The organism is Tardiphaga sp. 709 (genome assembly GCF_032401055.1).
Taxonomy (GTDB): domain Bacteria; phylum Pseudomonadota; class Alphaproteobacteria; order Rhizobiales; family Xanthobacteraceae; genus Tardiphaga.
The window spans coordinates 2,353,487-2,379,482 of the sequence record NZ_CP135529.1; the positions used below are offsets into that span (position 1 = coordinate 2,353,487).

Below are 25,996 nucleotides of genomic sequence, written 5' to 3' on the forward strand. Positions count from 1 at the left end.
CAAATCGATCATGCCACGACTAGGGAGAAAGGCATTTTTCATACTGTATCGAGACAATGCATGCAGTCAAAGCAACACGCATTTCTAGATTTGGATATAGCTATGCCTTTCTCATTCGGAATTTCATCGAAGCTCATGCTGATGGTCGGCATTGCTATCGCGGGCATTGTGTTGGTAGCAGGCCTAGGCCTGACCACACTGCGGAGTAGCCTTTTAGAGGACCGTAAGGATAAGCTCCAGCAGCTCGTCATGTTGGCGAAACAGACGCTCGAGCAGGATTACTCAGCGTCGCGCAAGGCGGGACTTACAGCAGCGGACGCCAAGGAGCGGAGCAAACAACTTCTGCAATCGCTCCGCTTCGGAAAAGATGATTATTTCTATGCACTCGACGCGAATTCGGTGCTGGTCGCCCACCCCAATCCGAAGCTGCAGAACAAAAGTATGTACGATGCCGTCGACGGAAATGGGGTCCTCTTTGCCAGGCGCCAGACCGACTTGGTCAGATCAGCCGGCTCCGGCTTCGTTGCTTTCAGCTTTCCACGCGTTGGGAATGGTGAGCCGTTACCCAAAATCGCCTATGTCGCCGAGTTCAAGCCCTATGACTGGGCCATCGCCGGAGGCATCTATGTGGACGACATCGATGAAATATTCATGGCCCAACTGAAGCGGATAGCGGCGTTCATCGCGGCCGTACTTATGTTCGTAGTCATGATTTCGATGTTGTTGAGCCGCAGCATCACCAAGCCGATATCAAAGCTTACCGTAATGATGCGAAATCTGGCAGGCGGCGATACAACGTCTGCGATCCCGGCGATTAAGCGGAAAGATGAGATCGGGGCGATGGCGAGGTCGGTCCACGTCTTCAAAGAGGCGATGAACGAGGCAAGCCGCTTGCGCGCGCAGCAGGATGCGTTGCAGATTCAATCGCAGGCGGAGAGGAAGGATCTTCTCGAAAAGCTTGCAGCCGAATTCGAGCAAGGTGTTCGCTCATCGCTGGACGTGTTGTCGAGGTCGGCTTCGACCATGTGCGGTACCTCCGAGGGAATGTCGGAGACTGCGAAGGCCGCGAGCTGTCAGTCCGGCGTGGTCGCGTCGGCTGCCGAGGAGGCCAGCACGAGCGTTCAGGCTGTCGCATCGGCTACGGAAGAACTATCAGCCTCAATAGCTGAGATTGGAAACCAGGTGACCCGCTCGACAAGAGTCGCAGGTGAGGCGGTCGAGGAAGCGAAGCGCACGAATTCGACGGTGCAGGGCCTCGTAATCGCAACGGCCAAGATCGGTGATGTCGTGCAGCTGATTAGCGACATAGCCAGCCAGACCAATCTCCTGGCCCTTAATGCCACGATCGAAGCCGCTCGTGCTGGCGAGGCCGGCAAGGGGTTTGCCGTGGTCGCAAGCGAGGTGAAGTCGCTGGCCAGTCAGACGGCCAAGGCGACCGAAGAAATCTCTTCGCACGTTTTGGAAATGCGCGGTGCGATGCGTGATGCAGAGCAAGCCATACAGGGCATCGGAGGCACGATATCGTCTATGAACGACATCGCAGTCGCAATTGCGTCCGCGGTGGAGGAGCAAGGGGCCGCAACTCGCGAGATCGCTCGCAGCGTCCAGCAGATCTCCCATGGCACTGAGCAAGTCTCCCACAATATCGTGGGGGTACACGATGCGGCTGATCAGACTGGCAAAGCGGCAAGCCATGTTCTGGTCTCAGCCAGAGAGCTTGGCCAGCATTCGGAGATATTGAGAGAAGATGTCGACCGCTTCCTCGAACGCGTCCGCGCAGCGTGAGACTTCGTCACGCTATGCAAGGCGATGATGTCTTGCGATGCGGGCAGACCTTTCGGAACCGGCCTCGTCGATCGAAGATTCCAATCGATCTATGCGACGCGACTGCCCGATGCGCCGTCCGTAAAGGACGCCGCTGGCGGGTCGCCGCGTACTCATAGCTCGCGGCCCCACTCATCATGACGTCGGGATCCTTGACGGTTCCCCCGTCCGCTTGATTGCGAACGGAAGTGCGTATCGATCGTCGTCCGCATGGAGGTTCAGTCAGCTCCGGATCGATATGGACGAGAGTTCGTCTAAAAGCGTACTGATGAGCTCGGCCGCAGGCATTTCTCTGGCAAGGGGCGCACCCTGCCCTGCCCACTGAGCTGCGAACTCATGAATATCTTTCTTCCCTGCTGCCGCACCAAGTCGCTTCGCGGCATCATAGGCGACGGGATAGGAGGCCGGAAGCGGACTACCCAGCGACTCGCCATGCAGAATAAAGCGGTTGACCATTCCGCGGGCTGGCCTTCCAGAAAGAACGGAGGTTAATCGCGTGGTGTATGCTCTCTCACCCTTCAGACTGCGACGATAAGCAGGGTTGGCCGCCGATTCGGGACAGAGGACGAATGCGGTCCCCAGCTGTGCGCCTGCGGCGCCGAGCTCCAGCATGGCACTGATGCCTTGGCCGTCCATTATCCCGCCGGCGGCGATGATCGGCAGCTTCGTCTGCCGGGCCAGAAGCCTCACGAGGACCGCGGTACTCAGACGCTCATCGACCGCGTCCGGATCGAAAACACCGCGATGTCCGCCAGCCTCAACCCCTTGAGCGACAATACCATCTATTCCGGCGGCCTCGATCAACGCGGCCTCTCTCAGACTTGTCGCGGTTGCCAGGGTCTTCACTCCCGCAGCTCTGAAAGCGGCGATGCGATCCGCCGTCGGAATACCGAAATGGAAACTGACAACGGCTGGTGGATGATCAAGCAGCATCCGAAAAGCATCTTCATCCGTAAGAAACGTTTTGTAGATCTCATCGATCTTCGTAGGAGCCGATGTTTCCATCTCCTGAAAAAGCGGAGCCAGAAACTGAAGCCATGCAGCTTCTTTCGTCGTGTCGCGCAATGCAGGTTCATGGCAGAACAAGTTCACATTGAACGCACGGTTCGTGAGTGAGCGTGTTTTCGCGATCATTTGGCGCGCCTCGTCAACGGAGCTTGCTCCGATCCCGATAGAGCCGAGGCTGCCCGCGTTCGACACCGCCGCCGCAAGCTCCGGGGTCGAGACCCCTGCCATAGGGGCTTGGATGATCGGCGATGACCAGCCGAAAAGGCTGGATGGATTGAATTGTGACACGACGCCCTCATGACTTGAATTGACATATTCACAAATAAAGAATACACATAAAACAATATTCTGCAATCGAGAATCTGATGGATATCGCTCTTTTGGAGGTGTTCCGGGCCGTAGCTTGTGAGCAAAGCGTCACTAAAGCCGCCGAACGGCTAGGGCGCGTTCCTTCCAACGTCACAACTAAAATCCAGCAGCTAGAAGCCGAAATCGGAGTCTCGCTTTTTCAGCGAGAAACGAAACGCATGCTGCTGACCCCGCAAGGCGCCACCTACCTCGACTACGCCGAGCGCATCCTTAATCTGGCCGACGAAGCACGACAGGCGGTCAATCCTACCCGGCCGACCGGCACCCTTCGCGTGGGGTCGATGGAGTGTTCTGTTGCCAGCCGGCTACCGGCTCCGCTGACCCGCTTCAATCAAGCTTGGCCCGAAGTCGCGATCGATCTTTCAACGGCACCAACCCGGTCCTTGATAGACGCGGTCCTCGGACATCGTCTGGATTGCGCTTTGATCGCGGTGCCTGCCGGCGAGTGGTGGCTCGCGCCCGATGCACTGGAGAAGGTCCCGGTCTTCCGCGAGCAGTTGGTCCTGTTGACTCCGGCCGGCCATCCTGAGGTTCGCACCGCTCAAGATGTAAAGCCGCGGGCTTTGGCGGCCTTTGCACCGGGTTGCACCTATCGCGAGCTCGCGCAGAATTGGCTGACGGAAAACGGAGGTACGGCGGCTGGGCTGACCTTCCACGAGGTCAAGTCGTATCACGCCATGCTTGCATGCACTGCCGCCGGCGCGTGCATCAGCGTCATGCCAAAAAGTGTGGTCGAGCTGATGCGTCACGTAGCAGTCGAGACGACCCCTTTTACGACCGTCGATACCTATCTCGCCTGCCGTCCCGGATTTGCGACGCCGGCATTCCAGGCCTTCCGCGATATCCTGCTGGAGAGTTCGAACATAGCAAGCAACAACGATCAACCGCCCGGCAGCGGCAGTCATAGCGTCGTCAAACACAACTCTAAGCTTTCCTCAAGCCTGTGAAGCCCGAGCGCTTCGGACCGCACCTGAAGACTATTGCCGAACACGACACGCTGCTCGCTTTCAAATGATTATTCCGCGTGCTTTTGCAACATCGTAAGAACGAAAGGGTCAAACAATGCCGCTACTTCGGTTCAACATTCTCCTAGGTCGAACAGATCCGGAAATTTCAAGACTGCTGGATGCCGCACATCGTGCCATCGTTACCGCCTTCGGGGTGCCAGAGGGAGATCGATATCAGCTTGTGTCGGAATACCGCGAGGGAACTCTCACTTTGCTAGATACCGGCCTCGGCATCAAGCGAACGAACAAAGTGACGCTCGTCGAAGTGACGTCCCGGATGCGGCCTGAAGCGCAGAAGAAGCGCTTCTACGAGATACTCTGCGAAAATTTGAAGGAAGATTGCGGAATCGAGAGCTCCGACATCATAGTTTCCTTCGTGGAAAATGGCGATGCCGATTGGTCGTTCGGCCTCGGTCGCGCGCAGTTTCTGACCGGTGAGCTTTCCTAGCCGTGAAGGCTCACAGCGATGTACGGTCTGCCCGGCGTGGGTCCAAACTGGTCCCGTCAGACGAGCCATTTCATGCTTTGAGCCAGTCGTACTGGCCGACGCCTTGCACGAGCAGAAAGCGCGAGGTCGCGGTACTGGTATTCGCAACGGTATGAGCGATGCCTGGCTCGATCTTGTAACGGTCACCAACGTTCAGTGATACGTCCGGCTCCGCGCCTCGCGTTTCTATCGAGACGTTTCCTTCAAGTACGAAGTAATGATCCAGACTTTCCGAATGATAATGCCAAGGGATTCGGTTGCCCGGCTCGAGCGTGAACACGCGAACGACGACGTCGGTGCCTTTCACGATTGTCTCGATATTGGCGACACTATAATTCGAATTCGGCCCTGAAACCGCCATGCTGCATCATGCTCCAGTATTTAGAAAATAGTCACGGCCAGTAGGTCGGGCGTCAAGGCACTATATTCCGGTCGTGCGGGAATCGATGCAGGGCGCCTTGCGAAATTCGTGCTTGATCTGATCAGTTGAGGGGTCATCGTTCATCCTTCCCGGTTTGGAGAAGGACAATGATGTCACTTAAATCAATGCTGATTTTGCTACCGGCGGTTCTGTTGTGCGGAACGGCTTTGACCGACGAGATCAAGTACCCAGTTCGTCAAGTCAAGGTTATTGTGCCGTTCGGAGCAGGTGGTCCGACCGATGTATTCGCCCGCCTTGTGGCGCAGCGGATGAGCGCCAAACTCGGACAGCAATTTTACATCGAAAACCAGGGCGGTGCAGGTGGCAATATCGGCATGGCTGCCGTTGCGCGCGCCAAGCCTGACGGTCACACCCTGCTGGTGGTTTCCTCCAGTTTCGTAGCAAACCCCAGTTTGTACGCACGCGCGCCCTATCATCCAATCAAGGATTTCGAACCGATCACCCTTGCTGCTCTGACGCCCAATATTCTGGTCGTCCATCCTTCCTTTCCGACGAAAAACGTTCAAGAACTCATCGCTTATGTCAAAGCCAATCCTGGAAAATACAGTTTTGCGTCGAGCGGCGCCGGCACAGCTCCGCATTTGACAGCCGAGGTCCTTAAGGCTTCGCAAGGTTTAGATCTGGTTCATATCCCCTTCGCCGGCTCAAGTCCGGCGATCCAGTCCGTGCTAGGTGGGCATACGCCGATCGGATTCACAGTCATGACCCCAGCGGTCGGGCAGGTGCTGGACGGAAAGCTCCGGGCGCTGGCGGTGACGACACCTCTTCGCTCGCCCGCGCTTCCCGACGTTCCGACACTAATCGAGCAGGGATTTTCCGGCTTGGAGTCCGACACGATGCAAGGCTACCTAGCGCCCGCGGGCACGCCGAAAGCGATCATCGACTTGCTTCAGAAGGAGATCGTCGCTGCAATGGATGATCCCGACGTGAAATCAAAGATGGCACAACTGGGATTCGACGCAGTCGGTAGTTCTCCCGAGCAGTTCAGAGGGCGGATCGAGGCGGAGCTCCCGAAGTGGGCCAAAGTGATCAAGGACGCGAATCTGAAGGTCGAATAGTCACCGGGCCGGAGACCTTGCTGTTCGATGCCATTCAAAAATTGGAACTGCTCTCACCGGATCCTGCGCCAATTGACACGGTCAATGGCCGCATCGGACGCGTTTATGAACATCGGCAATCTCAATGCGCTCGCCCAAGTGTTCGGAACTATGTGGGAGATCCGATCTGGCGTTAGCGTCGGGTCCAGAGACTCCGAAACGCTAAAGAAAGATTGATCCATGAACTTTCTCCAAGCGCTCGACGCCAAGATGGAAGACATCGCCTCGGCTTGCACCTTGTGGTAAATGCTTCGAGGCCTGCCCGATGCCCCAAAGGGTTGGAATTGCCGGCGCTGATCCGCGCGAAGTACTGCGGGGAATGGTCAGCCCACTCCGCGGCAGCGATGGGCACTATTGAGGCGAAGCGCTGCGCGCCGTCTGAACAGGCGATTGAAATGCTAGGTCTGGTCGCCGCCGAAAGGCGCCTCGGCAGTCGTCCGATCTGCCAAATATGCCTATCCGATGATCGCGATCGGCTTGTCGTCCACGTGCCGGCGACGCAGTACTGATCGCGCGGTAGAAAGAATGCGTCATTGTTCCCGACAATAGGTCGGAGCGCCAGAATTATGGGCTCAGCGTAGGTCCTTCAGGCTGATACCTGTTTGGTGCGAGGCCGTTGCGTATCCAGGAGACATTTGATCAGCCCCTCGCGGTTGCGGATGGCATTCGCATCCTTTGTCAGGGCGACACGATTGCGAGGACGTTCCACTTCGATGGCGAAGATTTCCCCGATCCGAGCATCCGGTCCATTGGTCATCGCGACCACCCGGTCGCTCAGATAGATCGCTTCGTCGATGTCGTGGGTGACCATTACGACGGTCGATTTGCTTCTTTCGATAATCTGAAGCAACTCGTCTTGAAGGCTTGCTTTGGTCAGTGCGTCCAGAGCGCCGAAGGGTTCGTCAAGCAACAGAACGCCCGGATTTACGGCAACGGCCCGGGCAATGCCCACCCGCTGCTTCATTCCGCCGGAAATTTCGGCAGGATATTTGTCTCGGGCGTGCTCAAGGTGAACAAGGTTCAACGCGACCATTGCGCGTTCACGGATTTCATCCGGAGCGATATCGCGGAGTACGTGGCGGACGCCCATTTCGACGTTCTGCAAGCATGTTTTCCAAGGAAGGAGCGCATGACTTTGAAACACCATCGCGCGGTCGGGGCCGGGTCCCGTCACTGTTGTTCCTCCGCAGATCACGCGCCCCAAGGTAGGTGCTTGGAGTCCTGCGATCGTATTGAGCAGCGTGCTCTTGCCACAGCCGGAGTGCCCAATCAGACACACAACCTCGCCGCTTCGAATCTCCAGAGATATGCTGCTGAGCGCCGAGAAAGTGGCACCTCGCTTACCCTGGAATGATACCGAGACGTCCTGGATCGATATCGCGCTCATGGTCTATTCCCGATAACTGAATGCATCGCCAATTTTCTTCAGGCCCTGATCGAGCAAAAGCCCGATCAAGCCGATGAGGACGATCGCAACGACCATACTGCTGATCTGAAGGTTATTCCATTCGTTCCAGATGAAGTAGCCTATGCCGCTTTGTGCACCTACCATTTCGGCCGCTACGATGACGAACCAGGCCACGCCGATTGATACGCGAATGCCCGTGAGGATCATTGGAACACTTGCAGGCAGCACGACATTGCGGACGTGCTCAATGGGCCGGAGTCCGAACACGCGTGAGACGTTGGTCCATTCCGCACGGACGGCCGCCGCGCCTGCCGCGGTATTGATAAGCATGGGCCAGATAGCGCAGATAAAGATGATGAAGATCATCGCCGCGCCGCTGTCCTTCAGCGTGTAGAGGGCGAGCGGCATCCAAGCCAGGGGTGAGATGGGCTTCAAAATCTGAATGAACGGATTCAGTGCACTGCCGAAATAGGGCACCAATCCCAGCAGAAATCCCAACGGAATCGCCACAATCAATGCAAAAAGAATCCTACGGCCACTCGCCCCATCGAATAGAGGATATGCCACGCAAGACCGAGGTTGTTCGGGTTGCTGCTATCGAAGAAAGTGCGGCCCAATTCGACGCTTCTTTCAACGACGTCGTAAGGCGTGGGGAGTGGACTTTTCTTAGGCCCGGCAGAGGCGCCCATCAGGCGCGCATATTCGCTGTCGGGCGTATTCGCCGATTGGCTTTGTGTGGTGGCGACTTGCCATAGGCCTATGAAAAGGCAGAAAATCGCGATGGTTGCGATCCAAGGTCGTGCCGCGATAAAGGAGCGTACCATAATCAGCCAGATTTTCGCACTGATTTGAGGTATTCTTCCGGTTTGGCAGAGTCGAATTCCTTGCCCAAGATCATCTCTTTGCCGAATTCGACTTTAGGTGCGGTCGCCCCCTGCTCACGCATGATGCGCGAAGCATCGGTGGCGAGCATCACCTGCTCCGCAAGCGATTTATAGTCGACATCTTCCTTCAACATATTCCAGCGCCGCAGCTGAACCATCAGCCAGACGGCCGCGGAATACTTCGGGAAGGGTTGATAGTCGACGCGCGCTGCATCGTTCTTCACATTGCCGAGACCGTCTGCATACTTGCCGGTCAGCACTTGGTCGAGAACGATTTCGGGTGCGTTCAGATATTGAGGTTGCGCCAGAACGGCGGCCATTCCGGTGCGAGCTTCCGGTTTCGAGACGACGAGGCTGGCTGCAACGATGGCGCGGTAAAACGCCATGAAAGTGTTAGGGTTGGCCGTGATCCAGCTTTCAGAAGCGGTTACGGAGCAGCACGGATGGCCATCCCAAATTTCTTTCGAAATGAGATGGATGAAGCCGGCGCCTTCGTAGACCGCTCGCTGACCGCCCGGCTCACCGCCAAAGAAGCCGTCGATGCTGCCTACGCGCAGACTCGAGACGTACTCCGTCGGGGGCACGATCCGGTACTTGACGTCTTGGTCTGGATCGAGACCGGCTGCGGCGAGATAGTTTTTCAGCTGAAGCGTCTGGTGACTTTGCTCGAACGGAACGGCGAACGTGAACCCCTTCCAATTCCTGGGGTCTCGGTTGTCTTTGTGCTTGATCGCGAGAACGAGCGAATTGCCGTTCTGATTGAGAATAGTGAGAACCTTGATTGACTGTTTGTTGCCGCCAAGCCCCGCCGTCATAGTGAGCGGAACCGGCATGACCTGCTGCGAAACATCGAGCTCGCCGTTCAGCATCTTGTCGCGGATGAGGGCGATGCCGGCGATCTTTTGAAGACTGACGTCGAGACCCTCTTTACCGTAGAAGCCAAGTTTCTCGCCGTAGATCAGCGGCACGGCGCAGGTGATAGGAAGGAAGCCAACCGAGAGCTTTGTCTTCTCCAGCGGCTTTCGCTCTTGAGCGATCGCCTTCAGCGTGTTGAGGGGTAGTAGACTGGACAGAGCGCCCAAGAGAGTTGCCGCACCAACTGTTTTCAAGAGTTGTCGCCGCAGCAGCGGTTCCGGAAACAGTCCAGTGATGAGTGAGGCCTCGACGGCATCGCTGACGGCCGCGTCGAGCGTCTGCGTGACTTCGGACGGCGCAAAAGCCGCGCATCCACACCTGCAGCTACTCAAGTGGAGATTCTTCGTCATGCTCGTGCCTCCCTCTATCTAATCTGGTATCACAGGCGTAGCAGCTCTTCGTTGGGCCTCCACTCCCGAATTCTGCACGAAGGCTTGCGCAAATTCGCGTTTTCAAACTAAGCGCAAGGCTTAAGCAATCTACGCCCAAGTATTGCTCGCATCGCTGCTTCCGTGATCAGCAATCTCGCGATCATCACGCATGTCGGGTGGCCCCGCCATGTTTGCTGCATCGCAACCAACCTGAGTAGGATTTGCCTGTGGCCGCTAACGTTCCTGATGTCGAATATCACCATCGCGGTTTCTTTGGCCGACTGCCTTCGAAGCCGCACGATCTCACAGACAGGATCACACCGACGGTGCAATCCATCGTGCTATGCCACATGGGCATTCCGCGATTGTCTGCCGCTCGCTGGCGCCTCGACGTGGGTGGCTTGGTCGAGCGTCCAATTATCCTCACGCAGGATGATCTTCTCGGCTTCGAGAAGAAGCAAGTCACCAGCGTTCACCAATGTGCCGGCAGTCCATTGCGGCCCGATGAGCCGTCTCAACGGGTGTGCAACGTAGTTTGGGGCGGGGTACCTTTATCGACGATCCTCGCCATGGCTGGCGTTCGTCCCGAGGCTAAGTACCTCTGGTCGCAAGGAGCTGATAGCGGTGAATTCGGGAATGTGGAATGTGGGCACTACGTCAAAGACCTGCCGCTGGGGCAAGCCGACCAAAATGCCTTGCTCGCCTACGAAATGAACGGTGCCCCCCTTCTGGCCGAACATGGTTTTCCTGTTCGGTTGGTCGTGCCGGGATACTATGGAACGAACAGCGTGAAATGGCTGCAGACCCTCACTCTTGCGGACACCCGAGCTAACAGCCCCTTTACCAAGCGCTGGTATCTCGATCCTGATGCGACGGGAGATCGGACCTTACCTGTTTGGCGAACCGCCGTGCAATCGGTCATCGTTTCCCCGTCACCCGAGGAAGCAAATCTGACACCTCACAATGCGATCAACGTCTGGGGATGGGCGTGGGGCGACGAAGGTGTGGACCGGGTGCTTGTCTCTACGGACGGCGGACGAGGTTGGGAAGAGGCCGCGCTGGAGCCGCAAGCGGGTCACGCTTGGCGAAGATTTCGATACGAATGGCGCCCTTCGGCGGCAGGTCTGTACAAACTGGCGTCGAAGGCGACGAGCATGGCGGGAGTCGTGCAGCCAGGGGAAGGTCGCCGAAACGCTGTGTACTCAATTGAAATCGTGGTGGGGGAACAACCCCACGGCGATACTGCGTTGCGACAATAATTTGCTGTGAAATCGAGCGAGTATGGGTCAAATTGAGCGCGGCTTTCACTCGCACGGCGCATAGCTCAGTGTTCAACTGGAATGATCTCGTTTTTTTCTTGGAGCTCGCCCGGCAGAACCGGCTCGCGCTTGCCGCGCGGCGTCTGCGCGTCGATCACACGACCGTCAGCCGCCGCATCTCTGAGCTGGAAAAAGATCTCTCGGTAAAGCTTTTCGATCGCAAGACAGATGGCTTTGTCCTGACCGAGCAAGGTCACCGCCTTCTCGCGATAGCCGAGCGGATCGAGCAGGAAGCTGGCAATGTGCCCACGCTTCTCGGTACAGGAGATGCGTCGGCCAGTGGCCGGGTGCGGGTCGCGACTATGGAAGGAATCGGTGCATGGTTTCTTGCCGAGCGTCTCGTAGAACTGCGCAATGAGCAGCCAGGATTGGTTATCGAACTAATTACCGAACGGCATTTGATAAATCTAACCAAGCGCGAAGCCGATATCTTCATCAGCTTCGTGCCCCCTACGGGACAGCGGTTGGTCGTCAAGAAGGTCGGCTCCTTTAGGCTCGCTCTATTCGCAAGCCAAGACTACATCTTCAAGCATGGGGTGCCGGAAAATCGCGACGCGCTGGCGAGCCACACCTTCGTAGACTATGTGGAGGACTTGGTGGCGATCCAGCCGGTGCGCTGGTTGTTGGATGTTCTCGATCCAACGTCCGTTGCATTCAGATCGTCAAGCATGCACGCTCAGCAAAATGCCGTAGCCGCTGGGGTCGGTATCGGGCTTTTGCCGCTGTTTTCAGCCAGGAAGAACGGCGCCCTGATTCCGATTCTCTCCGACGAAATCCAGATCTTCCGTGACGTGTATTTGAGCGTCCATGAGGATCTGGAGTTTCTCGCGCGCATACGGATCGTCACGAAGCATATCGTGAATCTGTTTAAAAGAGATGTGGACGCTCTGCAGGCTATTTGACTGCGGCTTTGAAACGGGAGATCGAGATGAACACCGACGGCCTTGCCATCGAGAACCCGATGAGATTCTAACACCTAGAGCAGAGCCCGCTAAGAGAAATCGTCCGCGCCTACTACAAAAACTCTTGGGACCAGGGGTCTACTGCCTGAAGGCATTCGGCGGCCACCTGCGGCGCGCGTCGAAGAAGCATATGGATGGAAGCGGCGGCAGCGACTGAATCGGATCAAGCTGCTCATGTACACCGTTCACATTCAAGGTTTTGGCCCATGATGTAGCCATTGACCGCGAGCATCACGGCGACCGACGAGACCTTCTCCCGAAGGCCGAAACGGCTCAACCGGATCAGCGCCGGCTTAATGGCGGGGCGCCCAGCCGGAAATCCTTTCGCGGCCATCTCAGCCGAGGCGATCGTCGATATAGCGTTTGAGTGCCGAAGCCGCATTCAACATGTGAGCTCGCATTCGGCGCGCTGCCGCATCGCCGTCCCCTTCGGCTATGGCCTGCATGATGGCCTCATGCTCGTCCCGAGACCGACGAATGCGGTCGCCCTGGCGCAATTGAGTCCGGCGAAAGGCGCTGAGCCGCGAACGGACATCCAGCGCCTGCTCGGCAAGGAAAGAATTGTGGGTCGTGCGGTAGATGCACTCGTGGAATTCGCGATTGAATGCATCATAGGCGTCGACATCGTTTGCTTCGACCATCGCCTGCGATGCCTCGTGAAGCTCGATCAGATGGCTGCGCTCGAGCGGGGTCATGCGGTAGGTCGCAAGCCTCACGCACATCGCTTCAACCTCGGCGCTTGTCTCGAACATGTCCATAATGCGCTCGGGCGTCATCCGGGCAACAACGACGCCGCGGCGCCCGCGTACTTCCACCAGTCCGCTGACCACGAGTTGGCGAAGCGCCTCCCGCACGGGTGTGCGGGAGGCGCCAAAACGATCAGCGAGCTGCTGTTCTTCCAATGCCGAACCGGCAGCGAGCGTGCCGGACGCGATCTCGTCGGTCAGCGCGTTTCGAATGCGGTCGGACAGAAGGCCGCCATCCTCTTCGGATTCGGCAGCGATTTTGAACAAACCCGTCATTCAGCTTCCTGTGATCGCGCGCATCGCAAAATAGAGAACAGACGGAGCGACCAGACATCCCAGACCGGTGTGGAATGTCGCGGTCAACGCTCCGTAGGGGACCAGACGCCGATCGGTCGCGGCGAGACCTTCCGAAACTCCGCTGACCGTCCCCGTCAATCCACCGAACACCATTGCGCTGCGTGGATTGTTGAGGCCGATCACCTTCGCCACGAACGGCGTTCCAATCATGACGATGACAGCCTTGAATACACCTGTAGCGATTGAGAGCGCAATAACCGGCGAAGGCGCCCCAAGGCCGCTCCCGTCACTGGTCCAACGATATACGTGACAGCGCCAGCACCGATGGTCGTCAGCGAGACGGCATCGGTATAGCCGAACGCCGCGGCAACGAGAACGCCGAGAATGAAGGGAACGATGGTTCCCAACCCGAGCGCGACAGCGCCGATCACCCCAGCCTTGCGTGCATGAACGGCATCGAGCTCGAATGCCGTGGCAACGATCGCGAAATCTCGCGGCATCGCCCCTCCCATCAGCCGATGCCGGCCAACGCCGGCAGGTCGGCCACGCCCTTCTCACCTTCGGTGGCAACGCCCTCACAAAAGGCCAGCGCAAGCCCCAACATGATCGCGATCGCCGACGCGTGAATGCGCCCGAAGGTGAGATATTTCGAGATTGCTCCGGAAATCCACATGAGGATCCCCACAGCGGCGAACGCGGTGAGAAGCGAATTTGCGGCGAGAACATCATCGCGATGCCGACGCCGCGGACGTTGGCCTTAACCCCGAGCGCCACCCCGAGCAGATCGCCCAGGAGACTACCCAGCAATGTGCAAATGGAAAGCAGAGCAACACCTGAGATGGGTCACGGCTGCTCCCTCCTTGATTGAGCGCGTTCCGCATGTCGCGCTGGAGTTGATGTATGCATAATCATCTAAAATCCCCTTGCGTGCATGCATATTATTTCAAATTGGCTTATTACGTATACGTTAATTGACTTTCTAGCGCAATATGAATACATAGAGCGATCCGAACCCAGCATCCGCATGCCGAGGAGCGAAAATGAGCGAATGGGGTATGCAAAAGAGGATTTTGGCGGAGCGCCTAGCGGCCGGCAGACAGCACGCCTCGGGAAAGACCGTCCCGATTTCGAAACTTTCCGAATTCCTGAAGGCGGTGATCAGAACCGGTGACCGGGTCTGCATCGAGGGAGACAATCAAAAACAGGCCGACCTCCTCGCCTCGGCACTCGTCGACCTCGACCCTGCGGAGGTTCACGATCTTCACATGGTCCAGTCGGGCGTTGTTCTGCCTGCCCATCTCGACATCTTCGACAAGGGCATCGCGCGCCGGCTCGACTTTTCCTATTCGGGCCCGCAGTCGGCACGCATTGCGCGGATGCTGTTCGGCCGCAGGATCGAGCTTGGCGCCGTGCACACCTACCTGGAGCTGTTCGCCCGCTATTTCATCGATCTCACTCCGCACGTGGCTTTGATCGCTGCGGTGAGCGCCGACAAGGATGGCAACCTCTATACCGGGCCCAATACGGAAGACACTCCGACCGTCGTCGAGGCGACGAGCTACAAGAATGGTCTCGTGGTGGCCCAAGTGGCCGAGATCGTCGACAAGGTGCCGCGCGTCGATATCCCCGGCGACCTCGTCCATTTCGTTGTCGAAGCAGGCAAGCCGTTCTACGTCGAACCACTGTTCACGCGCGACCCGGCGGCCATCACCGAGACCCAGATCCTGACGGCGATGCTCGCTATCAAGGGAATCTACGCGCCCTACGGCGTGCGTCGCCTCAATCACGGAATCGGCTTCAACACCGCAGCAATCGAGCTGCTGCTACCAACATATGGCGAGCGGCTCGGCCTCAAGGGCAAGATTTGCACCCACTTTGCGCTCAATCCGCATCCGACGCTCATTCCGGCCATCGAGATCCGGGTGGATCGAACAAATTCACTGCTTTGGATCGGAGGTCGGGATGGAAGACTATGTCGCCGCGCGACCCGACGTCTTCTTCACAGGCCCCGACGGGTCACTGCGATCCAATCGCGCCCTGTGCCAAACCGCCGGCCTCTATGCCTGCGACATGTTCATAGGATCGACGCTCCAGATCGATCTCGAGGGCCATAGCTCGACAGTGACGACAAATCGCATTGCCGGGTTCGGCGGCGCGCCCAACATGGGCTCCGATCCACGCGGCCGCCGTCACCCAAGCGAACCCTGGCTCAAGGCCGGCGCGGAGGCCGACCCCGACTCCGCGGCTCCACTGCGCCGCGGCCGCAAGCTCGTGGTGCAGATCGGCGAAACCTTCGGCGACCGCAACGTCCCGCTGTTTGTCGAGCGTCTGGATGCGCTCGAGCTGGCGCGCGAGCTCAAGCTCGATCTTGCGCCGGTGATGGTCTACTCCGACGACGTCACGCATATCGTTACCGAAGAGGGCATAGCCAATCTGCTGCTGTGCCGGAACAAAGACGAGCGCGAGCAGGCGATACGCGGCGTCGCCGGATACACGGATATCGGTCGGGCACGCGATCCGAAAATGGTCCAGCGGCTACGGGAGCGCGGCGTCATCCGGCGTCCCGAAGACCTCGGCATCGACCCGCTCGACGCCGATCGCCGCCTGCTGGCGGCTCGCTCGATCAAGGATCTCATGCTGGCGTCCGGCGGACTCTACCGGCCGCCCAGCCGCTTCCGTAACTGGTGAGGACAACGCATGGAGACACTCAGCTTCAAATTGAGCGCAGCGAAGCGCGCGGCAGGCACCCGTGCCCAGGCGATCGTCGGCGTCGTCGCATCGGGCAATCTCGAGGTCTTGCTGGAGCGAGCCTCGCCACCCGACGTCTGTACGATCGACATCGCCACAGCGGCTCATGGATTTGGTGCCGTGTGGGAAGCGGTGGTCCGCGACTTCGTGGCCCGTCGCGCCGCCGGCGGCCTTCGCATTTCCGTCAACGATGGCGGAGCCCGGCCCGACACTGTCGCCCTGCGTCTGGCCCAGGGCATCCGCATGATCGAGGAGCCCGAAGCATGATGGCCGCGACAACCAAAACCAGCGCGCAGAGCTGGTACGAGGCGAGCGCCCGCCAGCGCATCGAGGCTCTCGCGGATGCCGGCAGCTTCCATGAATTCATCGGCCCGGAACAGCGCGAAACGAGCCCCCATCTCGCGATTTTCGATCTTCCGCAGCAATTCGACGACGGCATCGTCATCGGCCGCTGCCGCCTGGACGGAGCCTCGGTGCTCGTCGCCGCGCAGGAAGGACGGTTCATGGGAGGCGCCTTCGGTGAAGTCCATGGCGCAAAACTGACCGGATTATTGCGTGCCGCGCGCGCGCTCGATCTGGACGTGCTGATCCTGTTCGACACGGGCGGCGTGCGTCTCCAGGAGGCGAATGCCGGCGAGCTTGCCATTGCGGAAATCATGCGCGCGGTCATTGAGGCCCGGCAGGCAGGCGTCCGCGTGATCGGGCTGATCGGGGGGCGCGCCGGATGCTACGGCGGCGGCAGTCTGATCGCCGGGACGTGTTCGAGCCTGATCGTATCGGAGCACGGCCGGATCAGCGTCAGCGGCCCCGAGGTCATCGAAACCAACAAGGGCGTCGAAGAATTCGACTCGCGCGACCGCGCCCTCGTGTGGCGCACCATGGGCGGCAAGCATCGGTACCTGATCGGCGGCGCCGACATATTCGTCGATGACGAGGCCTTGGCGTTTCGCCAGGCGGCCATCGAAGCACGCCGGATCGAAAGACGGTACGATCTCGCCACCCTTGAAGCAGAGCAAAAGCGCCTCGAACGACGGTTGGAACGCTTCGGCAAAGCCGAGGACGCGGTGGAGATTTGGCAGACCATCGGCATCGGCGCCCCGACGGAAATTCCCGGGCTTCCGACCGACGAATTTCTTCGGCGCACCGCGGACAAGAGGGAGGACGCCGATGACGCTCGATGAAATCTTGACCGGGCTGTTTCCGAACGGGAGCAGTCTCAGGACGAGTTGCGGCACCATAGCCGGAAAGGCCATGCTGGTTGGAGAGAGACCGATCCACGTGCTGGGCATCGCCCAGGGATTGCCGCTCGGCGTAGACGAGGCGATTGTCCTGGCAGAGCGCGTCATCGAGATCATCAGGTCGGCGGACCGCGCTCCGATTTTGCTGCTGGTGGACTCCGCCAGCCAGCGCATGAGCAGACGCGACGAGTTGCTCGGGCTCAGCGAATATCTTGCCCACCTCGCCAAGGTGCTGCGATTGGCGGATGCCGAGGGGCATCGCACCGTCGGCTTGCTCTACGGCGGCAGCGCGGCCGGCGCGTTCATCGCCACGGCGCTCGCCACCGGCATGCTGGTGGCCCTTCCGGGGGCGCATCCCGCGGTGATGGATCTGCCCTCGATGGCACGGGTCACCAAGCTTCCGATCGACGTCCTGCAAGCGAAAGCGAAAGCGACACCGGTCTTTGCTCCAGGTCTCGACAATATGGTGCAGACCGGCGGCATTCATATCGTTTGGGACGCGGGCGCTCCGTTGGCGACTCAACTCGCCGCGATACTGGAGCAGCCGGCCGGACCGGATGACCGCGATCGGCTCGGCGCGGAGCGCGGCGGGCGGCGAAAAGCGGCCGGCATCTCCGCTCGGGTTATCACTCTTGCGGTGAACTCGCATCGGGAGTCGCGACATGGTTGAGCCTCTCGGTCGTCATACGATGGTGAAGCCGTCGACGGCCGCCTGGACCGCCATGATGGCGCGGCATCCGGACCTCGCTCGGCAGCCGATCATCGAGAGTTGGGTGCGCGCGGGACGTCCCCTCGTCGTCCGCCGGCCGCATTGCAGCGATTGCCCAGGGATGATTCCGCTCGGTCTGCCGTTGCCGCCTTTGTACGGCAAGCGGCGGATCGCGGTCGCGCTCGCACCGGGCGAGATCATCGAGCAGGCCCCGCCTCCGTTGCTAGGGGACGCGGCAGCGACAGCGCCCGGGGACTGGCACGAGACCATCGATCGGCTGCTCCGTCTGCTGCCAGAGACCCGCACATTCGGCAGCCTCGCGTGGCAGCACCTCACCGGCCTGCCATACATTTCGGATGGTTCGGACCTCGACCTGCTGTGGCCATTGTCGTCCGCTCGGCGGGCGAACACACTGCCGTCGGACATTGCCCAGATCGCGCGCGAGGCGCCTGTGAGGCTCGATGGAGAAATCATCGGGGCGGCGGGCGGCGTGCAATGGCGCGAACTGACGGGCGATGAGCGGGGCGAAATCCTCGTGAAAGCAACTGATGGCGTCCGCAGCATGACCAGGGCGGCATTTCTTTCCGGAACGCTCCCATGAGTGTTGCACTGAAACGGCAATTGTCGCCCGGAATTGAGGACCATGCCGCGGAGCTTGGCGATCTGGCGAGGCTTTGCCTGAAACTCGAAGTCCAGACCTTTCCGAAGCCAGGCCTTGTCAGCCATGTCGACAACGGCTCGCACAGCGATATGGATGCCGAACTGCTCTGCCGAAGTGCCGATACCCTGACTCCTTTTTTCGGGAGTTGGCGGCCGCCGGCGCTGCGGACGCTGGGATGGATCGCTTGCGCGCGATTGGGGTCATGGCGGAGCGCGCGATGCTCGCTACGACGGGCGGCATCAATACGCATCGCGGTGCGATCTTCGGCCTGGGTCTGCTCTGCGCCGCAGCCGGATACCGGAACGCGGTCGGCGTCCGCAAGCCGCTCGGCAGATTGATCTCCGAGCGCTGGGGCGACGCCATCCTGTCGGACCCGGTGTCTCTCCGTAGCCATGGCGCCGTTGCGGCGCGGCGCTACGGCGCCGGGGGTGCGAGGACAGAGGCAGCTTGCGGTTTCCCATCGGTCTACCGCATCGCCATTCCTGCCTTGCATGCCGGGCGCCAGATCGCTCTTCACGACGCAGAAGCGGTTCGCGTTCACGCTTGTATGACGCTGATCGCGACGGTGGTGGATACCAACCTGCTGCATCGCGGAGGAGCGGAGGGCTTGCAGTTTGCGCAAGCCTGTGCGGCCGCATTCCTCGCGTCGGGAAGCATCCGATATTTAGGCTGGCGCACGCGGGCGCTCGACGTTCACAAAGCGTTTATGACGCGTGGCTTGAGCCCCGGAGGCTCGGCGGATCTGCTCGCCATGGCCATGTTCGTCGATCGGCTGGACGCGTGATGCTGGCGCTGCTCTGCGGTGGTCAAGGGAGCTTGTCGCCAGAGATTTTCGACCTGGTCGCCAATCAACCGGCCGCGGAGCCAATTCTTGTCGCCGCAACTGCCTGTCTCGGCCACGACCCCCGCGAGCTGATCCGGACGCGAGACGCCGATGACCTCTCAACCAATCACGTCAGCCAGTTATTGTCCGTGACGGCAGCTCTCGCAACCCATGCCTGCGTGGCAGACCTGCTTTCGGAGCAAACCGCCGTCACTGGCTATAGCGTGGGCGAAATGGCTGCGTGGAGCATTGCGGGAATTTGGGGCCCGGACGAAGTCCTGCGGCTCACGGATATCCGCGCCCGTCTGATGGACAGCGCCGCGGGGAAGAATGGACGCCTGGGATATGTCCGCGGGCTTGATCGGAACACGTTGCAACGCCTGCTTGACAAGCACCACTGCGCTATCGCCATCACGAACCCCGGCGCTCTTTTCGTGGTGGGCGGCACCGAGCGCGACGTGACCGATCTCTGCCATGAGGCGACAGCCGAAGGTGCGCCGCGTGCCGGACTTCTGGCGGTGAAGGTCGCGTCGCACACCGCACAACTCGAGCCGGCCTGCGAGCCCTTCCGGCAAGCGCTGGACTCGAGCCGGCATTCGCCCGTCGCAAGCAACCGCATCTTGTTGGCTGGAACCGATGGAGAGCGCATATTTTCCGAAACGGATGCGATGGCCAAACTGGCGAGCCAGATTGCGCGCCCTGTCGAATGGGCGACGACCCTCCAAGCTCTAGTGGAATTGGGGACAGACAGTGTGTTGGATCTTGGCCCGGGACATGCCCTCGCCGACATGATGCACACCTTGATGCCGTCAATCCGGTGCTACTCGGCCGACGGATTTCGAACGCTGGACGGGCTCCGGAACTGGATTGCTTCCCGGTAGCCAACAGACCCTCGCGGCGGATCATCGTTATGATCGGATTGCTTTCGGGTGCATATAGCGCTCAACGGCACGCACAATGGCGTTCAGGCCGCTGCTGGCCGACATGGCAAACGGCAATCCCAACGTCGGATTGACATCATAGGTCACTGCGCTGGAAGAATTTCCTCGCGCGCTTGGTGGTTTAGGTCATCCCGAGTTTCCCAAGGATAGGCGTCATCTTGGAGCCTGCATAGGTCGTCGAAAGCACAAGCTGCGGGAATTTCCTTCTGAACGAGAGCGCTTTGGACAAGCCGACGGCGGATCCGCCGCCCAAGGCGGTGATGCCATCAATATCGCTGTCCCGGACGACCTGGAGCGCCCGTTCGGTCACCCGCTAAGGCGACCGTCATTATCGTCTTCGGCGAATAGATGTGTCCGGGCGAGCCTTGAACTCCGTACAATTGAGATCAGGCAAATTATCTCGTTGGCATCGGAGCGGTCCGACTGCTATTGCGATCCAATGCCCTACGAAGGCGGCGGTCCTTGATCGTCTGCTTGGTGTCCGTGAGTCGACCGCGAGTGCTTTTATCTTACCAGCTCATCATAACTCGTCCTCGCCGTCCGCACCGCCGTGTGATTGCCCTCGGCCCACTGCAGTAACCCGCGCAGCGGCTCGAACATAGAACGCCCAAGATCGGTCAGGCTGTATTCGACACTGGGCGGCGTGGTCGGGAAGACTTCGCGGCGCACATATCCATCGCGCTGCAGGTCCCGCAGCGTTTGCGTTAGCATGCGCTGGGAAATATCGGGCACAAGGCGACGCAGCTCGCCGAAGCGAAGCGGCTGCTCGGCGAGCAGCAGCAGAAGGAGCGAGGCCCACTTTCCGCTCAGATTAGCCATGACTTCACGCACAGGGCAATTGGCAAGATTGCCTCCACAGGAGGCGCGGTAACTCTCCAGCTTGGTACGCATACTAACGGACTGTGTGTCCATGCCCGGTGGTTCCTTTCGTGTAACTAGCACCCAAAATACTGCCTTCTTTTAACTCAGCTCTCTTTTCGGTACCAAATCACAACAATGACGAGACAGGGGATACGTGCATGACGAAGACCATACTCATCACCGGAGCTGCAGGCCAGCTCGGTGGTCGGATCGTCCACCATCTCTTAGAAACGCGAGGCTATCCGGCCGAGCGCCTTGTCGTCACTACTCGCGACCCGGCGAAGCTCGCTGACTTGTCGGCCAAAGGTGTTACTATACGCGTCGCAAATTTCGATGAAGAGGCCTCGCTCGTGAGCGCCTTTGAAGGGGCTGACCGCGTCCTCCTCATCTCCACGGACGCGCTCAACGAGCCGGGCAAGCGGTTGCGCCAGCACGCAGCGGCTGTCGCCGCAGCAGTGGTGGCTGGCGTTAGCCAAATCGCCTACACGTCTATGCCCAAGCCCGATCCCGGCAACCCTGTCCTCTTCGCGCCGGACCATCACGGCACTGAGCAGGTCATCAAGGCGACCGGGCTTCCCTACACTATCTTTCGCAACGGCTGGTATCAGGAAAACCTCTTCATGGCACTACCACAGGCGCTCAAGACCGGGAGGTGGTATAGCTCGGCCGGCGAGGGCCGCACCGCGTATGTATCACGCGACGACATTGCCTGTGCCATTGCCGGCGCCCTCGCGTCGGCAGTCGATCAGAGCGTCACTTACACGCTAACGGGCGCAGAGGCTCTGACGAACGCCGAGATCGCCGCCCTTACCAGTGAAGTAACTGGCAAGCCTATTGAGGTTGTCAACCTGTCCGACGAAGCTCTTACTGAAGGCATGAAGGTGGCCGGCGTGCCGGAAGCCATCGTTCCGCTGCTAATCTCCTTCAATGCAAACACGCGAGGCGGCGGGTTCGCCGAGGTGACGGGCGACGTAAAGAAGCTCTCTGGCACGACGCCACAGCTGTTGACTGCTTTTCTGAAGGCGAACAAGGCGGCGCTGCTGGGGTAGCCGCTTGCCGGCGTTAGACTGGCCCCTCGCGACTTCGAGAAAACATGCAGGATTGAGGTGATGCCATGGTCCGGCGCATTCAGCTTGCCGCAGCGCTCATCGGTGCTGATGTTATATTTGTCGTCGGTGGGCCGACCGATAGTTCCTTCTCAATGAAGCAACAAGAACCTACCGCCACTTTTTCGATTTCTTTCAGAAATTTACATCCAGGCCATCAGTTATGCGCAGCGATTAATCTCTTCCGTGTTCCGGCTAACATGGACCCGTGCTGTGGGCTCCAGTCGCGTTTATGGCTGCCTGAGACACTTTTTATAGAACCTCCACGAGCTTTCTTTGGCGGCGTCTGCACTTAGACGTCGCCATTTTACCTCGACGAGCTATCGAACAAAACATGGCGGAGAGAACCATGGCAAACGACAAGCGGCGACCTGACGCCCGACCGCTGGCCGTTGATCTACAGCAGTTGCGATTTGCAGTGAAAGCGGCGGATATTGGTAGCTTTCGTCAAGCTGCAGATGTATTGCGGGTTCGTCAATCGCAGTTGAGCCGATCTGTCCGCAAGCTCGAGCACTCGATCGGTGTCGTTGTGTTCGAGCGATCGAGAGGTGGCGTGAAGCCAACAGCTGGCGGTCGCGAATTTATCAGGACGGCAAGAGTCATCTTGGAGCAAGCTGATGCGCTCATTGCGAGCGCCCAATCGACCATGCGAAGAGGAACCGGCAGATTAGCAGTGGGTTCTGCACGTCTCTTTCGACGGGAACCTGCGTTCGGCTCTTCTCGACTTCAAGGTACACTTTCCGCATATTGAACTCGTCACCGTCGAACGATCGCGAACGCGCCCGACAACGGCGCTACGAAACGGTTCACTCAATATCCTTGTCGTGACCGGCGCTCCGTATCTTCTGGAGAACCAGACCCTTCCGCTCTGGAGCGAGCGGATCCTGGTCGCCTTGCCAGAGGATCATCCCTTAGCGACGCGTGATGTCGTTTTGTGGACCGACCTTCTTTCGGAATGTACGATGCACACCCGGGCGCATCAGTACTCCGGCAATCGCTTCGCCGAGCTCGCCCATCAACGTGTGGTTTTCTGCACTTACTACCAGTCGGCCGAATCGTCCGGCCTCGCGCAGAATCGTTCCGCTATCCAATGGCTTTATCGTCGGCACATGCAACACACCGAGATCGACGCGGCCAGCGCCTTGGCCGCTTCCAGCGCGCGCATGGTGAGAAGGCCCGAGGAGATGATTACAACGTCGTTGCCGTCGCGGATCACTTAGCTTTACCGAGTTCGAACCGGTAGTCGTATTCGTCGAGCACTAGAGGCGCCCGGCCGCACAGCAGCCGCATATAGACCGGCCCGTCATGCGCGGCGATGGCGGGCACCGCCTGCTCGATCTCATGCGCATCGCAGGGATCGATCACCATCATGTTCGGCATCGCCCGGAGCAATGCAGAAAATTCTGGGCAGCCTGATGGCTCAGGCCATAACCGGAGGTAAGCCCCGGCAGCGTGCAGACGATCTTCACGGTGCGGGTTTCTTCTGCGATGGTCTGATGGATGAAGTCATAGGGCCGGCGCGATGCGAACACAGCATAGATCGGCGCGAACGGCATGAAGCCCTACACCGCAAGTCCCGACGCCACGAGCGAACGTGTGGACGGCCAACCGTCCCGCCGCATCGCCAGGCTTGGCGTTTCTCGCACGTTCCAGCACGTCAAGCTCGTCCCCGACATGACGGTACTGGAGAATGTCGCGATGGGTTGCATCCTGCGGACGCGCGCAGGGGCATGGTCGTCGATCCTGCATCTGGACCGGGCGGAAGAAAGATCCACGATGAAGGAGGCCGAGCGGCAATTGGCACGAATCGGATTGTCGTCGGTGATGTTCGATCTCGCCGGAAATCTTGCTCTTGGTCCTCAACGGCTTGTCGAAATCGCACGCGCCCTGGCGACCGATCCCGTTCTATTGCTCCTCGACGAACCCGCTGCGGGACTGAGACACGCGGAAAAAGCCAAGCTCGCGGATGTTCTGAGCCAGTTGAAGGACGAGGGCCTCAGCCTGTTGCTGGTCGAGCACGACATGGATTTCGTCATGCGCCTGGCTGATCGAATCGTGGTGATGGAATTCGGCAAGAAGCTCATCGAAGGAACTCCGGCGGAGGTCCGCGCCAGTCCGTTGGTAAGAGCAGCTTATCTAGGGACGGATCATTAAAGATGGCCACATCGATTCTGGAGGTCGGCGGCCTGTGCGCCGGCTACGGCAAGGCCCGCGTACTGGAAGGCGTGTCGCTGCGCGCAGGACATGGTCAAATCGTTTCAGTGCTCGGTCCCAATGGCGCCGGCAAGTCGACCCTGCTCAACTCTCTCGGGGGCGTCATGCCGTCGGAGGGCACTGTAGTCTTCGATGGCGAGGACATTTCGACGTGGCCTCTCGAAGAACGGGTCATGGCCGGTGTGGCGCTGGTCCCGGAGAAGCGCGAATTGTTCGGGACTATGACCGTCGAGGAAAATCTCTTGCTCGGGGGACAGCGGGCCGAGATCGCTCGGGGACCGTGCCTGGCGCGACGGACTTGAACCCGTCTACGCGCTGTTTGCACGTTTGAAGGAACGCAGGCGACAGCAATCGAACACTTTGTCGGGCGGTGAGCGGCAGATGCTGGCGATCGGCAGGGCGCTCATGAGCCGACCGAAACTGCTTCTTCTCGATGAACCCAGTCTCGGCCTCGCGCCTCTGATCGTTCAGGACATCATGCAGACGATCTCACGTCTTTGCGGCGACGGCCTGAGCGTTCTGCTCGTCGAGCAGAACGCTCGCGCGGCACTGGAGATCTCCCACTACGGGTATGTCCTCGAGATGGGTAGTTTCTTCGTGCAAGGAACCGCAGATGTCCTGCGGTCCGACGAAAGGCTCGTCGCGACATATCTCGGCAACGAAAAGCCGACAAGAAATTGACAGGGAGCTTCGCATGCTTCTTCAACAACGATCGTGTCGGTAGCTATCCGCAACCCGGCTGCCTGAATGATGGATCGGCGCCGGTCGCCTCGAATCGTTCGCGCGTGCCCGGTTCCTTCGACGGAGATTGACATTTCCCCGGCTCATCGTCATTCAACCTTGGACGTCAAAAGCGCGTGGCTGGTGGGTCGAATGGCTAAGCGGACTGTTGTTGAAACAAAAAAACGGCGGGTGGCTGTCGGGACAGCCAAGACCAAATCCACCGACTTTCATCTGAACGAGTTGCTTCCGTACCTCATCAATCGTGTAGCCAACGCCACGACTCAGCTCTTCGCCCGAGATATTGCCCCATTTGACCTGAGCGTGCCCATGTGGCGCGTCATTGCAGTGCTTTCAGAGATGGGTGAGCAACGACTAGTCGATCTTGCGACCATGACGTCAATTGACGCCTCGACGCTCTCTCGATTGGTCGAGACCATGCAAGCCGATAAACTTCTCGCAAAAGTGCGATCAAAGACAAATCGACGAGAATTGGTTTTGACCGTTGCGCCACGCGGCAAAGAGCTGTCCAGACTTCTGGCTCCGGTTGCGCAAGCCTATCAGACCCGGTTGACTGCAGGCCTGCCCGAGTCCGAGCTCGCCACGGCGCGAAAGGTTCTAAAGCATATGTTTCATCAGCTTTCGGAACTTAAAGCGCAGGCGCACCTCGACTCGAGAGCTACTCGTCGACAAACGCCAGTACTCGCAAAGACGTTGCTTCGATCGAGATCGTCAGCAAAGTCATAATAACCATCGTCACATCGGCGTTCAACGCCGCTGTTCGCGGATTCGATCGACAAGCCGGTGAAAGATACTTGTCGCCAGCCACGAACACATGG

23 protein-coding genes and 8 pseudogenes are annotated in these 25,996 nt (G+C 59.2%); 20 read left to right on the forward strand and 11 right to left on the reverse strand.

The genetic code is table 11. The features are described from left to right. Positions 1-102: 102 nt before the first annotated feature. Positions 103-1,785, forward strand: coding sequence for a methyl-accepting chemotaxis protein (locus tag RSO67_RS11655; protein WP_315843594.1), 1,683 nt, complete (start codon positions 103-105; stop codon positions 1,783-1,785). A 261-nt stretch (positions 1,786-2,046) separates the two neighbouring features. Here RSO67_RS11655 and RSO67_RS11660 read toward each other — a convergent pair whose 3' ends face one another. Next, positions 2,047-3,186: a nitronate monooxygenase gene (locus RSO67_RS11660; protein ID WP_315843595.1), complete on the reverse strand. Its 1,140-nt coding sequence runs from the start codon at positions 3,184-3,186 to the stop codon at positions 2,047-2,049. 11 nt (positions 3,187-3,197) lie between these two features. On the opposite strand from RSO67_RS11660, the gene RSO67_RS11665 reads away from it, so the two are divergent. Together RSO67_RS11665 and RSO67_RS11670 are read left to right on the forward strand one after the other, a co-directional pair. Continuing rightward, complete coding sequence (locus RSO67_RS11665) at positions 3,198-4,148, forward strand: LysR substrate-binding domain-containing protein (RefSeq protein WP_315843596.1); 951 nt, start codon at positions 3,198-3,200, stop codon at positions 4,146-4,148. A gap of 115 nt (positions 4,149-4,263) precedes the next feature. Further along, a complete protein-coding gene (locus RSO67_RS11670) occupies positions 4,264-4,656 on the forward strand; it encodes a tautomerase family protein (RefSeq protein WP_315843597.1) in 393 nt (130 codons plus the stop codon). 70 nt (positions 4,657-4,726) lie between these two features. Here the strand turns inward: RSO67_RS11670 and RSO67_RS11675 are convergent, their stop codons facing one another. Beyond that, positions 4,727-5,002 carry a cupin domain-containing protein gene (locus tag RSO67_RS11675; protein ID WP_315843598.1) on the reverse strand — a complete coding sequence of 92 codons (276 nt, stop codon included), beginning with the start codon at positions 5,000-5,002 and terminating at the stop codon, positions 4,727-4,729. A 221-nt stretch (positions 5,003-5,223) separates the two neighbouring features. Here RSO67_RS11675 and RSO67_RS11680 point away from each other — a divergent pair, with 221 nt between their 5' ends. Further along, positions 5,224-6,195 (forward strand): tripartite tricarboxylate transporter substrate binding protein, encoded by a 972-nt coding sequence (locus RSO67_RS11680; RefSeq protein ID WP_315843599.1) that lies wholly within the window; start codon positions 5,224-5,226, stop codon positions 6,193-6,195. 625 nt (positions 6,196-6,820) lie between these two features. Here RSO67_RS11680 and RSO67_RS11685 read toward each other — a convergent pair. The 3 genes and pseudogenes from RSO67_RS11685 to RSO67_RS11695 all read right to left on the reverse strand — a co-directional run bounded on the left by RSO67_RS11685 (position 6,821) and on the right by RSO67_RS11695 (position 9,791). Then, positions 6,821-7,621: an ABC transporter ATP-binding protein gene (locus RSO67_RS11685; protein ID WP_315843600.1), complete on the reverse strand. Its 801-nt coding sequence runs from the start codon at positions 7,619-7,621 to the stop codon at positions 6,821-6,823. 3 nt (positions 7,622-7,624) lie between these two features. Beyond that, positions 7,625-8,466: pseudogene (locus RSO67_RS11690) on the reverse strand (ABC transporter permease). A gap of 2 nt (positions 8,467-8,468) precedes the next feature. Then, a complete protein-coding gene (locus RSO67_RS11695) occupies positions 8,469-9,791 on the reverse strand; it encodes a CmpA/NrtA family ABC transporter substrate-binding protein (protein ID WP_315843601.1) in 1,323 nt (440 codons plus the stop codon). A 248-nt stretch (positions 9,792-10,039) separates the two neighbouring features. Here RSO67_RS11695 and RSO67_RS11700 point away from each other — a divergent pair, with 248 nt between their 5' ends. Together RSO67_RS11700 and RSO67_RS11705 are read left to right on the forward strand one after the other, a co-directional pair. After that, positions 10,040-11,071: a molybdopterin-dependent oxidoreductase gene (locus RSO67_RS11700; RefSeq protein ID WP_315843602.1), complete on the forward strand. Its 1,032-nt coding sequence runs from the start codon at positions 10,040-10,042 to the stop codon at positions 11,069-11,071. A 68-nt stretch (positions 11,072-11,139) separates the two neighbouring features. Next, positions 11,140-12,033 carry a LysR family transcriptional regulator gene (locus tag RSO67_RS11705; protein WP_315843603.1) on the forward strand — a complete coding sequence of 298 codons (894 nt, stop codon included), beginning with the start codon at positions 11,140-11,142 and terminating at the stop codon, positions 12,031-12,033. Between the two features lie 395 nt (positions 12,034-12,428). Here the strand turns inward: RSO67_RS11705 and RSO67_RS11710 are convergent, their stop codons facing one another. The 3 genes and pseudogenes from RSO67_RS11710 to RSO67_RS11720 all read right to left on the reverse strand — a co-directional run. Continuing rightward, positions 12,429-13,115, reverse strand: a complete 687-nt coding sequence (locus RSO67_RS11710; protein WP_315843604.1) for a GntR family transcriptional regulator — start codon at positions 13,113-13,115, stop codon at positions 12,429-12,431. After that, positions 13,116-13,821 (reverse strand): annotated as a pseudogene (madM, locus tag RSO67_RS11715) (malonate transporter subunit MadM). It abuts the gene before it with no gap. Positions 13,822-13,856: 35 nt separating this feature from the next. After that, positions 13,857-13,976: pseudogene (locus RSO67_RS11720) on the reverse strand (malonate transporter subunit MadL); the annotation flags it as partial. A 200-nt stretch (positions 13,977-14,176) separates the two neighbouring features. On the opposite strand from RSO67_RS11720, the pseudogene mdcA reads away from it, so the two are divergent. The 7 genes and pseudogenes from mdcA (at position 14,177) to RSO67_RS11755 (ending at position 20,196) form a co-directional block, all read left to right on the forward strand. Then, a pseudogene (mdcA, locus tag RSO67_RS11725) lies at positions 14,177-15,824 on the forward strand (malonate decarboxylase subunit alpha). Positions 15,825-15,833: 9 nt separating this feature from the next. Further along, positions 15,834-16,151, forward strand: coding sequence for a malonate decarboxylase acyl carrier protein (mdcC, locus tag RSO67_RS11730; RefSeq protein ID WP_315843605.1), 318 nt, complete (start codon positions 15,834-15,836; stop codon positions 16,149-16,151). Continuing rightward, positions 16,148-17,065: a biotin-independent malonate decarboxylase subunit beta gene (locus RSO67_RS11735; RefSeq protein WP_315843606.1), complete on the forward strand. Its 918-nt coding sequence runs from the start codon at positions 16,148-16,150 to the stop codon at positions 17,063-17,065. The genes mdcC and RSO67_RS11735 overlap by 4 nt, the downstream gene beginning before the upstream one ends. Further along, positions 17,052-17,792 carry a biotin-independent malonate decarboxylase subunit gamma gene (locus RSO67_RS11740; protein WP_315843607.1) on the forward strand — a complete coding sequence of 247 codons (741 nt, stop codon included), beginning with the start codon at positions 17,052-17,054 and terminating at the stop codon, positions 17,790-17,792. Before RSO67_RS11735 ends, RSO67_RS11740 begins: the two co-directional genes overlap by 14 nt. After that, positions 17,785-18,432, forward strand: a complete 648-nt coding sequence (gene mdcG, locus RSO67_RS11745; protein WP_315843608.1) for a malonate decarboxylase holo-[acyl-carrier-protein] synthase — start codon at positions 17,785-17,787, stop codon at positions 18,430-18,432. Before RSO67_RS11740 ends, mdcG begins: the two co-directional genes overlap by 8 nt. Continuing rightward, positions 18,429-19,276, forward strand: a pseudogene (gene mdcB / locus RSO67_RS11750) (triphosphoribosyl-dephospho-CoA synthase MdcB). The gene mdcG and the pseudogene mdcB overlap by 4 nt, the downstream one beginning before the upstream one ends. Then, positions 19,276-20,196: an acyltransferase domain-containing protein gene (locus RSO67_RS11755; protein WP_315843609.1), complete on the forward strand. Its 921-nt coding sequence runs from the start codon at positions 19,276-19,278 to the stop codon at positions 20,194-20,196. Before mdcB ends, RSO67_RS11755 begins: the two are co-directional and overlap by 1 nt. Before the next feature lie 181 nt (positions 20,197-20,377). Here RSO67_RS11755 and RSO67_RS30480 read toward each other — a convergent pair whose 3' ends face one another. Continuing rightward, complete coding sequence (locus RSO67_RS30480; RefSeq protein ID WP_410001839.1) at positions 20,378-20,566, reverse strand: iron-containing alcohol dehydrogenase; 189 nt, start codon at positions 20,564-20,566, stop codon at positions 20,378-20,380. A 194-nt stretch (positions 20,567-20,760) separates the two neighbouring features. Next, positions 20,761-21,168 carry a helix-turn-helix domain-containing protein gene (locus tag RSO67_RS11760; RefSeq protein ID WP_315843610.1) on the reverse strand — a complete coding sequence of 136 codons (408 nt, stop codon included), beginning with the start codon at positions 21,166-21,168 and terminating at the stop codon, positions 20,761-20,763. A 107-nt stretch (positions 21,169-21,275) separates the two neighbouring features. Between RSO67_RS11760 and RSO67_RS11765 the strand changes: the two genes are divergently transcribed. The 3 genes and pseudogenes from RSO67_RS11765 to RSO67_RS11775 all read left to right on the forward strand — a co-directional run. After that, positions 21,276-22,166, forward strand: coding sequence for an SDR family oxidoreductase (locus tag RSO67_RS11765; protein ID WP_315843611.1), 891 nt, complete (start codon positions 21,276-21,278; stop codon positions 22,164-22,166). A gap of 406 nt (positions 22,167-22,572) precedes the next feature. After that, the gene (locus RSO67_RS11770) at positions 22,573-22,974 is read left to right on the forward strand and encodes a LysR family transcriptional regulator (protein ID WP_315843612.1); all 402 of its coding nucleotides are present in this window, start codon (positions 22,573-22,575) and stop codon (positions 22,972-22,974) included. Then, positions 22,970-23,185 (forward strand): annotated as a pseudogene (locus RSO67_RS11775) (LysR substrate-binding domain-containing protein); the annotation flags it as partial. The gene RSO67_RS11770 and the pseudogene RSO67_RS11775, both read left to right, overlap by 5 nt. Here the strand turns inward: RSO67_RS11775 and RSO67_RS11780 are convergent. After that, positions 23,171-23,806, reverse strand: a pseudogene (locus RSO67_RS11780) (transketolase family protein); the annotation flags it as partial. The pseudogenes RSO67_RS11775 and RSO67_RS11780 overlap by 15 nt on opposite strands. A gap of 13 nt (positions 23,807-23,819) precedes the next feature. On the opposite strand from RSO67_RS11780, the pseudogene RSO67_RS11785 reads away from it, so the two are divergent. The 4 genes and pseudogenes from RSO67_RS11785 to RSO67_RS11800 form a co-directional block, all read left to right on the forward strand. Further along, positions 23,820-24,377: pseudogene (locus RSO67_RS11785) on the forward strand (ABC transporter ATP-binding protein); the annotation flags it as partial. A gap of 2 nt (positions 24,378-24,379) precedes the next feature. Continuing rightward, positions 24,380-24,739: an ATP-binding cassette domain-containing protein gene (locus tag RSO67_RS11790; protein ID WP_315843613.1), complete on the forward strand. Its 360-nt coding sequence runs from the start codon at positions 24,380-24,382 to the stop codon at positions 24,737-24,739. Positions 24,740-24,818: 79 nt separating this feature from the next. Next, complete coding sequence (locus RSO67_RS11795; RefSeq protein ID WP_315843614.1) at positions 24,819-25,118, forward strand: hypothetical protein; 300 nt, start codon at positions 24,819-24,821, stop codon at positions 25,116-25,118. Between the two features lie 192 nt (positions 25,119-25,310). After that, entirely contained in the window at positions 25,311-25,904 is a 594-nt protein-coding gene (locus RSO67_RS11800) for a MarR family winged helix-turn-helix transcriptional regulator (RefSeq protein WP_315843615.1), read from the forward strand. The last annotated feature ends 92 nt before the right edge of the window (positions 25,905-25,996 follow it).